16 protein-coding genes are annotated in these 13,734 nt (G+C 74.1%); 7 read left to right on the forward strand and 9 right to left on the reverse strand.

Going from position 1 to position 13,734, the window contains the following annotated elements; translation table 11 throughout:
• The first annotated feature begins 17 nt into the window (after positions 1 to 17).
• Positions 18 to 869 (forward strand): mechanosensitive ion channel family protein, encoded by an 852-nt coding sequence (locus O2V63_RS02675; RefSeq protein ID WP_269166023.1) that lies wholly within the window; start codon positions 18 to 20, stop codon positions 867 to 869.
• 13 nt (positions 870 to 882) lie between these two features.
• On the opposite strand, the gene O2V63_RS02680 is transcribed toward O2V63_RS02675, so the two are convergent.
• Positions 883 to 1,689: an LmeA family phospholipid-binding protein gene (locus tag O2V63_RS02680; protein WP_269166024.1), complete on the reverse strand. Its 807-nt coding sequence runs from the start codon at positions 1,687 to 1,689 to the stop codon at positions 883 to 885.
• Positions 1,686 to 4,091, reverse strand: a complete 2,406-nt coding sequence (locus O2V63_RS02685) for an MMPL family transporter (RefSeq protein ID WP_269166025.1) — start codon at positions 4,089 to 4,091, stop codon at positions 1,686 to 1,688. Before O2V63_RS02685 ends, O2V63_RS02680 begins: the two co-directional genes overlap by 4 nt.
• A gap of 93 nt (positions 4,092 to 4,184) precedes the next feature.
• Here O2V63_RS02685 and O2V63_RS02690 point away from each other — a divergent pair, with 93 nt between their 5' ends.
• Positions 4,185 to 4,748 (forward strand): hypothetical protein, encoded by a 564-nt coding sequence (locus tag O2V63_RS02690; protein ID WP_269166026.1) that lies wholly within the window; start codon positions 4,185 to 4,187, stop codon positions 4,746 to 4,748.
• A gap of 132 nt (positions 4,749 to 4,880) precedes the next feature.
• A complete protein-coding gene (locus O2V63_RS02695; RefSeq protein ID WP_269166027.1) occupies positions 4,881 to 5,114 on the forward strand; it encodes a hypothetical protein in 234 nt (77 codons plus the stop codon).
• A gap of 8 nt (positions 5,115 to 5,122) precedes the next feature.
• On the opposite strand, the gene O2V63_RS02700 is transcribed toward O2V63_RS02695, so the two are convergent.
• Positions 5,123 to 5,854 (reverse strand): spermidine synthase, encoded by a 732-nt coding sequence (locus O2V63_RS02700; RefSeq protein ID WP_269166028.1) that lies wholly within the window; start codon positions 5,852 to 5,854, stop codon positions 5,123 to 5,125.
• A 26-nt stretch (positions 5,855 to 5,880) separates the two neighbouring features.
• A complete protein-coding gene (locus O2V63_RS02705) occupies positions 5,881 to 7,230 on the reverse strand; it encodes a reverse transcriptase family protein (protein ID WP_269166029.1) in 1,350 nt (449 codons plus the stop codon).
• Between the two features lie 284 nt (positions 7,231 to 7,514).
• Between O2V63_RS02705 and O2V63_RS02710 the strand changes: the two genes are divergently transcribed.
• Positions 7,515 to 8,135 carry a hypothetical protein gene (locus O2V63_RS02710; protein ID WP_269166030.1) on the forward strand — a complete coding sequence of 207 codons (621 nt, stop codon included), beginning with the start codon at positions 7,515 to 7,517 and terminating at the stop codon, positions 8,133 to 8,135.
• 12 nt (positions 8,136 to 8,147) lie between these two features.
• On the opposite strand, the gene O2V63_RS02715 is transcribed toward O2V63_RS02710, so the two are convergent.
• Together O2V63_RS02715 and O2V63_RS02720 are read right to left on the reverse strand one after the other, a co-directional pair.
• A complete protein-coding gene (locus tag O2V63_RS02715; protein WP_269166031.1) occupies positions 8,148 to 8,552 on the reverse strand; it encodes a hypothetical protein in 405 nt (134 codons plus the stop codon).
• Between the two features lie 100 nt (positions 8,553 to 8,652).
• The gene (locus tag O2V63_RS02720) at positions 8,653 to 8,982 is read right to left on the reverse strand and encodes a hypothetical protein (RefSeq protein ID WP_269166032.1); all 330 of its coding nucleotides are present in this window, start codon (positions 8,980 to 8,982) and stop codon (positions 8,653 to 8,655) included.
• Positions 8,983 to 9,104: 122 nt separating this feature from the next.
• On the opposite strand from O2V63_RS02720, the gene O2V63_RS02725 reads away from it, so the two are divergent.
• Positions 9,105 to 10,094 (forward strand): LLM class flavin-dependent oxidoreductase, encoded by a 990-nt coding sequence (locus O2V63_RS02725; protein WP_269166033.1) that lies wholly within the window; start codon positions 9,105 to 9,107, stop codon positions 10,092 to 10,094.
• A 5-nt stretch (positions 10,095 to 10,099) separates the two neighbouring features.
• On the opposite strand, the gene O2V63_RS02730 is transcribed toward O2V63_RS02725, so the two are convergent.
• Positions 10,100 to 11,434 (reverse strand): C40 family peptidase, encoded by a 1,335-nt coding sequence (locus tag O2V63_RS02730; RefSeq protein ID WP_269166034.1) that lies wholly within the window; start codon positions 11,432 to 11,434, stop codon positions 10,100 to 10,102.
• Positions 11,435 to 11,604: 170 nt separating this feature from the next.
• On the opposite strand from O2V63_RS02730, the gene O2V63_RS02735 reads away from it, so the two are divergent.
• Together O2V63_RS02735 and O2V63_RS02740 are read left to right on the forward strand one after the other, a co-directional pair.
• Positions 11,605 to 11,802 carry a hypothetical protein gene (locus O2V63_RS02735; RefSeq protein WP_269164962.1) on the forward strand — a complete coding sequence of 66 codons (198 nt, stop codon included), beginning with the start codon at positions 11,605 to 11,607 and terminating at the stop codon, positions 11,800 to 11,802.
• A gap of 59 nt (positions 11,803 to 11,861) precedes the next feature.
• A complete protein-coding gene (locus O2V63_RS02740; RefSeq protein ID WP_269166036.1) occupies positions 11,862 to 12,470 on the forward strand; it encodes an SGNH/GDSL hydrolase family protein in 609 nt (202 codons plus the stop codon).
• A gap of 1 nt (position 12,471) precedes the next feature.
• On the opposite strand, the gene O2V63_RS02745 is transcribed toward O2V63_RS02740, so the two are convergent.
• The gene (locus tag O2V63_RS02745) at positions 12,472 to 12,861 is read right to left on the reverse strand and encodes a thiol-disulfide oxidoreductase DCC family protein (protein WP_269166037.1); all 390 of its coding nucleotides are present in this window, start codon (positions 12,859 to 12,861) and stop codon (positions 12,472 to 12,474) included.
• A gap of 83 nt (positions 12,862 to 12,944) precedes the next feature.
• A complete protein-coding gene (locus O2V63_RS02750) occupies positions 12,945 to 13,724 on the reverse strand; it encodes a succinate dehydrogenase/fumarate reductase iron-sulfur subunit (RefSeq protein ID WP_269166038.1) in 780 nt (259 codons plus the stop codon).
• Between the last annotated feature and the right edge of the window lie 10 nt (positions 13,725 to 13,734).

Raw genomic sequence — 13,734 nt, forward strand, 5'->3', positions numbered from 1 at the left:
TGGAGCATCCTCCTCGCATGCCGGTCGACCTGCACCTGCTCGACGTCCTGGCTGCGGCCGCGGTCGAGGACGTCGACGTCGTCGTCGAGGACGACATCGCGCTCAGCGAGGCCCTCCAGGCGCTGGCGGTCTTCCTCGCCTCCATCCTGCTCGCGGTGCTGCTGCGGCGGCTGCTGGTCCGCGCCGTCGACCGCGACGCGAACCGGCACGTCGGGCTCGTCGCCGGTCGCTTCCTCGGGCTGGTCGCGGTCACCGTCGGCGTCGTCTACGCCCTGGACCTGCTCGGTGTGCAGATCGGCCCGCTGCTCGGCGCCCTCGGCGTGGGCGGCATCGCCATCGCGTTCGCCGCCCAGGACATGCTGCAGAACCTGATCGCCGGGGTGATGTTGCAGATCCGCCGTCCCCTGCGGCTGGGCGACCAGGTCGCCAGCGGTGACTTCGAGGGGGTCGTCACCGACGTCAACCTCCGGACGACGGTGCTGCAGACCTATGACGGCCTGATCGTCTACCTGCCCAACTCCGAGGTGCTCAAGAACCCCATCATCAACTACACCAGCACCCCGCTGAACCGGACGACGTTGGCCGTCGGGCTGGCCTACGACACGGACCTGGTCCGCGCCCGGGAGGTGCTGCTGGCCGCCTGCGCAGCCGCGGACGGGGTCGCGGACACCCCGCCCCCGGAGGTGTGGGTGGAGGAGTTCGGCGACTCCTCGATCAACCTCGCGGTGCGGTACTGGCACCCTGCGGACATCGCCAGCCGCTGGCGGGTGCGCAGCGGCGTCGCGATCTCCGTGAAGTCCGCGCTGGACCAGGCCGGCATGACCATCCCGTTCCCCCAGCGGGTCCTCTGGTCGGGGGAGCGGGACTGACCGGCGCCCGGGGTCAGGGCCGGATGACCACGTCGGTGCCCCGGGCGCGCACCACCAGACCCTCCGCCGCACCCTCGATCGCCGTGAGCTCCTGGCCGAAGGGCAGCGGGTCCAGCGGCACCCGCAGCGAGAACCGCTGCCCGAGCAGCAGCCGGCTGGCCGGGGCGAGGTCGGACTCGGTGTCCAGCGCGGTGGGGGCGATCGACAGCGCGCCGCCCTGCGGCGACAGCTGGGCCAGTGCGGAGGCCGACACGGACTGGCCGAGGAGGTCGACCGTCCCGGTCAGCAGCACCTCCTCCCCGGGTGCCGGCCCGAGGCTGACCGGGCGCCCGGTGACCTCGAGGTAGCGGTTGAGGTCGTCGTAGCCCAGGAACGCCTCCCCGACCGACCGCTCGATCCACACCGGCGCGGGGTCCTGGGTGAGGAGGTCGTGGAAGGAGACGTGCACGCCGGAGAGCCGGGCGTGCACCTCGTCGACCGACATCGGCCCCGACGACACCTCGCGGAGGCTGACCTCGACGTCGTCGTAGCGGCCGTCCACCGCCTGGAGCAGGAAGAAGGCGCCGTGCACCTGCACCTGCGGACGGTCGGCGACGCCGGTCGCCTGCTGGATGTCGCGCGCCAGGAGCGACTCGGCCCCCCATCGGGCCAGCCGGTCGGTCCCCCACAGCAGCAGCAGCGTGCCCACCACCACGGACACCCCCACGAGCACGGTCCGCCGTGCCGGCCGGGGGCGTGGTGCGGTCACACCGTGGGCGGTCGCCCCGCCGACGTCCGAGTCGACCCAGCCGTCGTGCGCGGGCTCGTCGCCACCGGTCACCGTCGTCCCACCTCCGCCCCCGCCGGCAGGCTCTCGCGTGCGCCGTCCTCCCGGGCCTGGTCCTCCCGCACCTGGTCCTCCAGCGACTCGTCCCGCACCACCTCCGGGCCTCCGCTCCGGGCCCCTGCGGCCCCGGTGCGGCGCAGCTCGTCGATCGGCACCGACTCGGTGCGGACCCGCTTGCTGGGCCAGCTGGCCGCCCGTCCCAGCAGGGTGAGCACGGCGGGGGTGAGCACCGGACGGATCAGGAAGGTGTCGATGAGCAACCCGGCGGCCATGGTGAACGCCACCTGCCGGAACGTCTGCAGCGGGATGATCGCCACCATCCCGAAGGTGGCGGCGAGGATCAGCCCGGCCGCGCTGATCGCCCGGGACGTGGCCGGCATCGCCAGCATGATCGCCTTGCTCAGCGGATGTCGGGTGGCCGCCTCCCAGATGGAGCCGACGGCGAACACGTTGTAGTCCGACCCCAGCGCCAGCAACAGCACGGCGGTCGCGAACGGGACGTAGAAGGCCAGTCCGGGGTCACCGAGCACCACCTGGAAGAGAAGGACGCTCAGCCCGAGCGCCGCCGCGACGCCCAGCGCGCTGCAGGCCATCAGCACCAGCGGGGCGCAGAGCGCGCGCAGGTACACGATCAGGATGAGCAGCTCCACCAGCAGCACCGCGGTCAGCGTTGTCCGGAGGTTCTCCCGGGTGATCGCGGCGAGCTCAGCGGCGATCGCGGTCTGCCCGGTCACCGCCACCTCGGCGTCCTGCAGCCCGGCCTCTGCGGCCAGGGTGTCCAGCTGGTCGGTGAGCCCGCGCAGGTCGCTGATCGCCGGAGCGGCCAGTGGGTCGCTGTCCAGGATCACGACGAAGCGGGCGGCGTCGCCGTCGGGGGAGAAGACGACGCCGAAGCCGTCGGGGAGCGGGTTCTGGGCCGGACCGAGCACCTCGGCCACCCCCGGCTGGGCCTCGATGGCCTGCTGCAGCTCCTCCAGCTCCGCCCGCTGCTCGATGACCGCGTCGCCCTCGACGATCACCTCGGTGGGGGCGATGACCCCCCGGATCCCGGAGTCCTCGAGCACCGCCGCGCCCCGGCTCACCGGGTCGTCGGCCGGCAGCCCCGAGGTGAAGGACAGGTCCAGGCGCATCTGCAGCAGCGGTGCCGCGGCCAGGAGCAGCACGACGGTCGCCAGCAGCGTCGCCACCGTCGCGCCGCGCCGGTCGACGACGATCCGGAGCAGCCAGCTGTTCCCGCGCCGACTCGGGGGGCGGCGTGAGGTGCGCAGGGTCCCCAGCCCGAAGAGCCGCTCGCCCAGGATCGCCATCAGCGCCGGCACCAGGGTCAGCGACACCAGGACCCCGATGACGACGGTCAGCGACAGCGCCGGCCCGAAGGCCTGGAACAGCTCGAAGTCCGCGGCCAGCAGGGCCGCGGTGCCGGCCGCGACCGTGATCCCGGCGACGGCGATGATCGGCGCGTTGGTGCGCACCGCCCGCCGGGTCGCCTCCAGCCGCGGGAGCCCACGGTCCAGCTGCTGCCGGAGGCCGGCGAAGAACAGCACGCAGTAGTCGGTGACCACCCCGATCAGCAGCGCGGCGATCAGCGGCTGCAACTGGTCGGGGAGCGCGAAGCCCAGCGCCGCGGCGAGCACCCCGAGGCTGCGGATGGCGACCAGGTACCCCAGCCCGGCGGCCAGCAGGACGACGAAGGGCGCCACGACCGAGCGGAAGGTGAGCCCGACGACGAGGGCGATCAGCACCAGGGTCGCGACCTCGAACAGGTGCAGCCGCGACTCGAGGTAGTCGGCCTGGGCGACCTGTGCCGGCACCACACCGGCGACGTAGGTCTGCACCGAGCTCTGGTTGTGGAAGTGGGCCGCGTACTCGCGGGCCAGGTCCCTGGTCCGTTCCAGCGACGTGTAGTTGGAGACGTACAGGTAGGTGACCGAGGTCTCCGGCGTCGAGGTGGGCAGCGGGACGGCGGCGACGATCTGCCCGCGCCCGGGCGGCACGTTGCCGTCCAGGTACGCCTGCGTGTGGGTGGCCGCCCACAGTGCGATGTCGGCCTGGGTGAGGACGCTGAGGCCGTCGGGGTCGTGCACCACCACGGAGGTCTGGGAGAGCACCGGCACCCGGAACAGCTCCAGAGACCTTTCCTGGACGGCGGCCGCCGGGCTGCCCTCCGGCAGCAGGTTGCCGATGTCGGCGCCGCCCCCACCGCCGGCGGTGGGGAGGAACGCCGACACCACCACGGTCAGCAGGAGCCACCCCGCCACCACGAACCAGCGGGCCTTGACGACGGCGTCCCGGTAGGCGCGCGCGGCCCGCCGCAGCGCGTACCGGGCCGGTCGGGTCGCCCATCGGACGGCGGCGGCCAGCGCGGTGAGCCAACGCGGGACGGCCGTGGCTGGCACCGGGGCCTCCAGCCTCGCGGTCCTACCGGATGGGCTCAGCAGCCGTAGGCTACCGGCGGTTGTGCGCCCGCGCTCGACGGTGAGAGGACGACCATGGCCGACCCCGAGACCGATGCCGGGACCAGCTCCCCGGACCCTGACGAGCGGTCCGGCCGTGCGGTGCGGTGGTGGCTGGCCGCGGCCACCTTCGTGCTCGGGGTCTTCGTCGGCGGGCTCGTCGTCGGGTTGCTGGATGACGGGTCGGCGCCGGTCCCGGTCGCCACCCCGGCCGGGCCGGCGACCGACGTCGGCCTCCCGCTGCCGGACGCCCCGCCCACGGGGGAGACCGCCGAGGTGGTCGTCAACGCCGCCTGCCTGCGCGCGGTCAACGGGGCGCAGGACGTCGTCGCCGCCATCGACGAGCTGGGTGAGGCGGTCGGCGAGTTCAACGCGGCCCGGCTGGACGAGGTCATCCGGCAGCTGCAGCCCCTGCAAGGGCGGCTGAGCGGCGACATCGCCGGCTGCCAGGTCGTCAGCGAGGTCGCGGAGGCGACACCCACGGGAACACCCACGGGGACACCCACGGGGACACCCACGGGGACGGCCCCCGGGACGCCCACGGGCACGTCACCCGCGAGCCCGGCGCCGCCGGCCACCACCGTCGCGCCGCCGAGCTGATCGGCCGACGCGCACAGGCAGGACACATGTCGAGCACAGTGGTGTGCGGACGAGCGCCGCGACGCTGGGGGCATGCCACCGACGACGTTCCCTGTCCACGACGCGACCGCACCAGTCGGAGGGGCGTCGGACATGGACGACGATGCCGGCGCGACCCGGCGGGACTTCCCGTTCCCCGAGGCCGGCGACCACCACATGCGGGAGTGGCCGCTGGTCTGGCACCCGCTACGCGGCCACTACGAGCGCACCTGCCCGCACGGCGTCGGGCACCCCGACCCCGACGACGTCGTGTACCTCCAGTCGGTCGGCGGCGTCTCCGGCGCGCATCCCTGTGACGGCTGCTGCATCGCGCCGCTGCGGGACTGAGCCTGCGGTCAGCGCGGCTTGGTGGCCAGGTAGACCGTGTTGGTCGCCGGTCGGTCCTGCAGCGGGTTGGGGAAGCTGACGACCTCGGCGGTGACGTCGACGAAGACCTCGGCCAGCACCGCCAGGTAGCCGTCCTCGGGCGGGTCGTTCGACCACAGCGAGAAGACCCCGCCCGGCCGCAGGTGCCGGGCCAGCCGCCGCGTGCCGTCGACCCCGTAGAAGCCGGCGCTGCCGTCGGCGAGCAGGTGTTGCGGTGAGTGGTCGATGTCGACGACGACGGCGTCGAACACCCGGTCCGGCACGGCCGGGTCGAAGCCGGTGCCCGTGGCCATCGTGAAGAAGTCCCCGTGCACGAACCGGCAGCGGGGGTCGGCGGTGAGCGTGGGGCCGACCGGCACCAGCCCGCGTTCGTGCCAGTCGATCACCGGCTCGAGCAGGTCGACCACCACCAGCTCGGCCACCCGCGGGTCGGCCAGCACGGCCTCCGCGGTGTAGCCGAGGCCCAACCCGCCCACCGCGACGGCCAGGCCGGGCGCGTCCGGGGGAGGCGCGTCGAGGCGGGCCAGGGCCAGCTGGGCCACCGCAACCTCGGCCACGGTGAACTGGGTGGACATCAGGAACTCGTCGCCGAGCTTCACCTCGAAGACGTCCAGGCCGGTCACCGGGTCCCGCCGCCGGCGCAGGCTCACCTCGCCGATCGGCGTGGGGCTCCAGTCGAGCTCCTCGAACCGGGCGCTCATCGGGTGACCACGGTCATCGGCCGAGCCTACGAGTCAGCGGGTGCGGTCCAGTCGATCCGGTCGGCCAGGCGGTGCAGCCGGGCGCCGAACGCCGGGTCGACCGAGGCGGCCCAGGCCACCCGGCCCAGCACGTGGTCGCGGAAGGTGCCGGGGTCGCGGCCCCGGGTCTGCGTCGTCCAGCCGTGGACGGCGCAGTTGTGCAGCAGCGCCCGCAGCGCGTCCCGCTCCGGCCTGGGCAGCGTGGGGTGGTCGTTGACCACGGTGCCCAGCACCGCCTGCCGGCGGGCGGCGCTGGTGGCCGAGGTCTTCGCCGCGTTCACCCGGAAGCCCTCCTCGGTCACCACATCGGTGACCAGGTCGGCGAACCGGTCGCGGGCGATCCGCCGGTCCCCGCTGAAGGTCAGGTCGTCGACGTACCGGGTGTACGTGCCACCGGAGGCGGCGGCGAGGCCGGCCAGTCGGCGGTCGAGGCGGTGGCAGACCAGGTTGGCCAGCGCCGGGGACGTCGGTGCCCCCTGCGGCAGGTGCGGCACCGTCAGCCGCTGCTCCAGGCGCCGGTGCCGCTCCCGCGCCTCGATGCCGTCCGGGGGCGGGATGCGCCGCCACACCTCGGTCGGCAGCACCGTCGTCATCAGGCCGGTGAGCACGTGGGCCACCGGCTCGGGCAACCCGGCGACGCCGAGCAGCAGGCCGTGCACCCGACCGGCGGCGACGCTGGCGAAGAACGCCTCCAGGTCCATCCGCAGCACGACCGCGGACCCGGCGTGCGGGGCGACCGCGGTGCGCACGGAGCGGCCGGGCACGCAGCCGTGGGCGGCGTCGTGCACCGGGACGCGGTCGAGCACGTGCCGCAGCAGTCGCCGCTGCGCCTCCTTGAGCCGCGGCTTGGGCGCGGCGAGCAGCCGGACCCCGGCCGGGCGCTGGACCACCCGCCACCGGTAGTGCCGCAGCGCCTCGCCGGCCGTGCGCTCCAGCCGGCGGGCGTCGGCGAACCAGGCCAGCTCGCCGGCGTCGACGTCGAGCAGCCGGGCGACCGCTGCCTGGTCGGGGAGGTCGGCGACCGGCCGCCGGCGCCGGGCCAGCTCGGTCGGCACCGGCTCCCACCGCACGGGCCGGGGGAGCGGGCGCCGGGACCGCCCGCGTTCCCACCCCCGCGTCGTCCGGACGACGGCGGCCAGCTCCCGCGGCCGGTCGACCGGGGCGGTGGGGTAGACCGTCTGCACCTCGCCGACCAGCGTGCCCACCCAGGTGCGGGCGCGGGCCTGGCCCAGTGCCACCGCCACCCGGCGGACCATCTCCCGCCGTCGCCACGGGCCGGCCAGCAGCGCGGTCGCGATCGCTGCGGCGGTGACGGCGGCCTGCCGCTCGGCGGTCATCGCAGCTCCCGGAGTGCACGGCGGGGCGGGCAGCCGCTCCTCGCTGGAGGCGCCGCCTGGTGCGCGGAGCGCACAGCGCGGCTCATGACGCGATGCCCGACCTGCTCACGATGCCCCGGGGTTGCCCCGGGGTGATCGGCGGTTGCCGATCGTCCTGCCCGCCCCGTCGTACACCCGGCCACCGTAGTGGTGTGCGGACCGCCGCCGGAGTCAGGTGCGGGACAGCCGGCCGCGGGATGCACCAGGATGGGCCCCCGTCGTCCCCGACCCCCTGGAGTGCCGCCGTGACCTCTTCGCCCTCCGGCCAGCCGCCGGCCCCGATGGCCGTGCCGGCCTTCTTCGTCTCGCAGCGGGTCACCATGATGGTCAACCGCTACGAGATCCGGGCCGCTGCCCCCGACGGCTCCGAGGGGCAGTTGCTGGCGCTGGCCGAGCAGAAGCGGATGAAGCTGAAGGAGGAGGTGGTCTTCTTCGCCGACGAGACGAAGAGCCGCGCGGTCTTCTCCTTCAAGGCCCGCCAGCGGATGGACGTCTCGGCCCAGCACGACGTCTTCGACGAGCACGGTGCACCGCTGGGCATGTTCAGCAAGCAGTTCGGGGCCAGCCTGCTCCGCTCGACGTGGAACCTGGAGGTGCCGGGGCTCTCCGCCCGGGGGCAGGAGCGCCGCCCGGCGATCGCCGTCCTGCGCCGGGTCTGGGACCTGGTCCCCATCGTCGGTGACGTACCGGTGCCCTTCGTCTTCCACTTCGACTTCGTCGACACCGCGACCGGCGCCCCGGTGCTCACCAGCGAGCGGAAGAAGTCCGTCCGCGACCGCTACACCGTCACGGTGCCGGACCCGCGGCTGGACTTCCGGGTCGCCGCCGCGATGGCCGTCGCCCTGGACGCGCTGCAGAGCCGCTGAGCCGGGCGGGCGCTACAGGTAGCGGCTCTCCAGCTCCGCGAAGAACGCCTTCGCCAGCGCGGTGAAGTCGGCCTCCCGGACGGCGATCTCGTCGCCCACCCGGTAGTGGAGCACGGTGCGACCCGGGTCGAGCCTGATCTGCTTGTCGGCGATCATCGTGCGGCCGTGCACCAGCGACCCGGCGATCAGCCGCACCTCGTTCAGCGCGTTGCCGTCTGCGCCCTCGATGCCCCGGCCGCGGTGCACGAACCAGTTCTCCAGCACCACGACCAGGTCGTTGAAGAAGACCGGTTCGAACTCCCGCAGGGCAGCCGGCTCGGTGGCGGCGGCCAGGGCCCGGTAGGCGTCGAGGCGGTCGTCGACCGCCGCACGCCGTCCGTCGATGTAGTCCAGTGCGTACGTGCTCTGACACAACACGGCTGCTCCTCACCCGATCGCGACGCTGCGTCCCGGCTGGCACCTCCAGGGTGGCACTCCGTACGGCGATCCGGAACCGGTCCGGGTGCGGGACCGCCGGTCAGGCCCAGCTGGAGTCGGGCTGCAGGCTGCGGGGGACCGGCAGCGGGGGGAGCGGGGTCGGTGTCCGTCGGGGCTGCCCGCGGCCGGGGAGCTGCAGGTCCGGCCGGGTCCGCGGCTCGGGGGCCGCTCGGTCCGGCCGGGGGAGGCGCAGGTCGGCCAGGTGCACCCAGCTGGCGCGGCGCAGCCCGCCGACGACGGCCTGGACGCGTACCCAGCAGGTGCCGTCGGGCTCGTGCGCCCAGCCGAGCAGGACGGCGGGGCGCCAGTCGTCGTCGATCAGGAACTCCACCGGCAGTGGCTCGCCCAGCAGCGACGTCATCTCCTGCACGAGCGCGACTTTAGGTGCGCGGGCGATCACTGAGCGGCAGGCGCGCGTGCGCCGCCCCGGCCGGGAAGGGCGCCGGGGCGCCGTGCGTTGTCCCGGACAACCAACGCGAAAGGCTCTTCCCCATGCGCATCCCGCTGTCCGTCCTCGACCTCGCCCCGATCGCTCGCGGGGAGACCGTCAGCAGCAGCATCGCGGCCAGCGTCGCCCTGGCGCAGCGCGCGGAGGAGCACGGCTACCAGCGGGTCTGGTACGCCGAGCACCACAACATGCCGACCATCGCGTCCTCGGCGACCAGCGTGCTCATCGCCCACGTCGGTGCCCGGACCAGCCGGATCCGGCTCGGTGCCGGCGGCGTCATGCTGCCCAACCACGCGCCGCTGACCATCGCCGAGCAGTTCGGCACCCTCGACGCGATGTACCCGGGCCGGATCGACCTCGGTCTGGGCCGCGCGCCGGGCTCGGACCAGAACACGATGTACGCACTGCGCCGGGACCCGAACTCCGCCGACACCTTCCCGCAGGACGTGCTGGAGCTGCAGGGGTACCTGACCGGCTCGAGCCGGGTGTCCGGCGTCGACGCGATCCCCGGCAAGGGCTCGGACGTCCCGCTCTACGTGCTGGGCTCCTCGCTGTTCGGGGCGCACCTGGCTGCCGCGCTGGGCCTGCCCTACGCCTTCGCCAGCCACTTCGCGCCGCAGGCCCTGGAGGCCGCCGTCGCCACCTACCGGCGGGAGTTCCAGCCCTCCGCCCAGCTCGACGTCCCCCACGTGATCGCCGGGGTGAACGTCATCGCCGCCGACACCGTGCGCCAGGCGGAGGAGAACCTGCAGGCGGTGCGCCGGACCATGGCCGTCGGCCTGTTCGGCCGGGGCCGCAGCTTCACCGACGAGGAGGCCGACCTGCTGCTCGAGCAGGGGGCCGGGCAGCACGTCAGCTCGATGTTCACCTACGCCGCGATCGGCACGCCGCGCGAGATCGGCGACTACCTCGAGGGCTTCCGCAAGCAGGCCGACGCCGACGAGCTGATCGTCGCCCACCAGGCCCCCACCACCGAGGGCCGGCTGCGCTCGGTGACCCTGACCGCGGAGGCCATGGAGTCCGTCAGCGCGTAGCCGTGTCAGGCGGTGGGGCGGGTGCCGCCGATGAAGCCGCTCCACCGCATCGACGTGACGCGGAGGACCGAGCCGCTCTGCGGCGCCTCCAGGATCTGACCGCCCCCGAGGTAGATGGCCACGTGGTGGATGGTCGCGGGGTTGTTCGTGTTGGTGGCCCAGAAGACCAGGTCGCCGCGCTGCAGCTCCGACCGGGAGACCTTGGGCAGGGCCGCGTACTGGGCGCGGCTGTTGCGCGGGATCGAGATGCCGGCCTGGGCGTACGCGTAGCGGGTGAGCCCGGAGCAGTCGAAACCGACGATGCCGGCGTCCACGCCCCAGCCCATGCTCGGTCCGTTGAGCGAGCCGCCACCCCAGGAGTAGATGGTGCCCAGGTGGCGCCGGGCGGCGGAGATCGCGGTCTCGACCGCGGAGGAGTCGCCGGTGCCGGCGGAGGCGCCGCTCTGCGGTGCGGAGACGAGGGAGCGGGTGGGAGCCGGCGTCCGCTCGGCGGTCGCCCGCTCGGCCGCAGCGCGCTCCGCCGCAGCCCGCTCGGTCGCGGCGCGCTCGGCGGCGGCCGCCTGCTGGGCGGCGTGTTGCGCGGCAGCGGCGCGGGCGCCCTCCAGGCCGAGGAGGGCCTGCTGGGCCTGGGCGAGCTCCTGCTCCAGGGTGGCCCGTCGGGCTGCCAGGCCGGAGGCCTGCGCGCGGGCGCCGGCCTCCAGCTCCTCGGCGGCGGCCAGCGCGTCCTCGGCCTCCTCCTTCAGCGTCGCGGCCTCGGCCAGGGTGGCGTGCGCAGCGGTCTCGGCGGCGCGGGCCCGCTCCTCGGCGGCCGTCACCTCGACGACGACGTCACCCTGGTGGGCGCCGGCGGCCTCGAGGAGGGCGGCGCGCTCCAGCATCTGGGCCGGCCCGTCGGCGGTGGTCAGCGCCTCCAGCGTCGGGGAGGTGCTGCCCTGCTGGTAGCTCTGCCGGGCGAACGCGGCGATGGCCGTGCGGGCGGTCGCCAGTTCGGCGGCGGCGGCGTCTGCGGTGGCCGCGGCGGCGTCGGCGGCGGCCTGGGCGACCTCGTACTCGGCCTGCTCTGCCTGGAAGGTGTCCAGCGCGATCGCCGACCGGGCCCGGGCGGCGTCCACCTCGGCCTGGGCGGTGGCGAGCTCGGCAGACAGGGCGCCGACCTGCTGTGCGGCGGTGTCCTGCTGCTGCCGGGCAGCGCCGATCTGCTCGTCGGAGGGGTTGGTCGGGGTCGCTCCGGCGGTGCCGGGAGCCGCCACCAGGCAGAGGGCCGCCACGACGACCACCCCGGCCATGCGGCGCACCGGACGCTGGCCGGTCCGTCGCTGGGTCGTTGCCTCGGTGCCCATGTCCTCGTGTCCCTCCACTGCCCTCGTTCACCCGATCAGGTGACCTGACAGAGAGGTCGGACGTTCCGGCACGCTCCTTGAGCCTCTCGACACCATGAGTTGTAGAAAGCAACTCGCGGCCTGGGCCTGGTCACTCGGGGCACGGGCAGCGCAGGGGAGACCATGGGGGCATGAACGTCTTCACCGACTACGCCGAGACGCACTGGGTCCCGATCAACGGCGACATGGTGACCGTGCAGACCATCGACACCGCGGGGAAGCGGGAGACGCACGTGCTCTCGGTGCCGGACGCGCTGGCCCAGTTCAAGGTCAAGTACCCGTTCGTGGACGACGCCCAGGCCGCCGCGCTCTTCGCCCAGGGCGGCTGAGCCGCCGCAGCGAGGTCCGGATCACGGCACACCGGGCGGCATCAGGGCGTTGACCGGGTGTGACGCTCCGCTTCCTCGTCCTCGGCGACTCCCTCGCGTTCGGCACCGGCGCCGCGACGGCGCGGGACACCCTCGGCGCACGACTGACCCGTTCGCTGCAGGAGGCCGGGCACGACGTCGACCCGCAGGTGGTCGCGGTGCCCGGTGCCACCTCGCTCGACCTCGCCGCCCAGGTCCGCCGGGTGACCGGGTCCGTCGACGTCGCGTTGATCGTGGTCGGCGCCAACGACCTGACCCGGCAGGTGTCACCGGTCCGGGCGGCCGAGGCGCTGGGCGCGGCCGTCCAGGACCTCCGGAGGACCGGCGCGGCGGTGCTGGTCGTCCCCACGCCCGACCTGTCGTCGGTGGCCTGGGTGCCGCCGGCCCTGCGGCCGGTCGTCGCGGGCATCTGCGACCTGCTGCGCAACCGGCAGACCGTCGCCGCGGAGCGGGCCGGTGCCGTCGTCGCCCCGGTCGCCCCGGAGCTGGCCCGGCGGTTCGCCGCCGACCCCTCGCTGTTCTCCGCCGACCGCTTCCACCCGTCCTCGGCCGGCTACGCGCTGGTCGCCGAGGCCCTCGCCCCGCCCCTGCTCCGCCTGGTCGACGAGCGCACCGACGCGGCGGCCTGACTCAGCCGGCGTCCGGCGGGGGCACCCGGCAGGCCGCCGTCCCGCCGGGGAGCCTGTGCCGATTGGCCGCCACCAGCCGGTAGGCGATCGGGGCGACCCACCGCACCGGCGGCACGGAGAGGACGACGCCGGGCACCGACCACGGCAGACCCGCCGCCCGCAGGGCCTGCGCGACCGCCGGTGCACCACCGGCCACCGCGCCGTCCCGGTCGAACCACAGCACCTCCGTCTGCGCCCGTGCGGCGCTCACCCCGGCCGCCGCCAGGTCGGTGTACTGCCACGGGACCACCTGCACGTCGGCCGGCAGCAGCCGCCGGGCGACGTCGGCGCAGCGGGTGCAGAAGGCGCAGTCGCCGTCGAAGACGAGCGCAGGTCCGGTCACAGGGGTCATCGTGCGTCTCCACATCGACTCGCAGGACGCCGAACGGGCCGGCACCCCAGTGGGGTACCGGCCCGTTCGGTTGCGTCCTTCGTTCAGCTGGTCGGGACGCCGCCGGCCCGCAGCGCGCCGAGCAGGTCGTGGTTCAGCCGGGAGATGGTCTCCATCGAGATGCCCTTGGGGCACACGGCGGAGCACTCGCCGATGTTGCTGCAGCCACCGAAGTCCTCGGCGTCCTGCTGGGCCACCATCTTCAGCACCCGGCTGTCCCGCTCGGGCTGGCCCTGCGGCATGAGCCCGAGGTGGGAGACCTTGGCCGCGGTGAACAGCATGGCCGAGCCGTTCGGGCAGGCGGCCACGCAGGCACCGCACCCGATGCACGTCGCGGCGTCGAAGGCGGCGTCGGAGTTCTTCTTCGGCACCGGGGTGGAGTGCGCCTCGGGAGCCGTGCCGGTGGGGGCGCTGATGAACCCGCCGGCGGAGATGATCCGGTCGAACGCCGACCGGTCGACCGCGAGGTCCTTGACCACCGGGAAACCGCCGGCGCGCCAGGGCTCGATGTCCAGCACGTCACCGTCGGAGAACGACCGCATGTGCAGCTGGCACACGGTGGTCTGCTCCGGGCCGTGCGCGATGCCGTTGATCATCAGACCGCAGGAACCGCAGATGCCCTCGCGGCAGTCGTGGTCGAAGGCCACCGGGTCGTCGCCGTCGAGGATCAGCTTCTCGTTGAGCACGTCGAGCATCTCGAGGAACGACATGTCGGGCGAGACGTCGGTGACGTGGTAGGTCACCATCTTGCCCTTCTTGGTCCGGTCGCGCTGACGCCAGATGCGCAGCGTCAGGCTCATCGTCCGGGTCTCTGTGCTGGTCACTTGTAGCTCC

Source organism: Modestobacter sp. VKM Ac-2977, assembly GCF_026968045.1.
Lineage (GTDB): Bacteria > Actinomycetota > Actinomycetes > Mycobacteriales > Geodermatophilaceae > Modestobacter.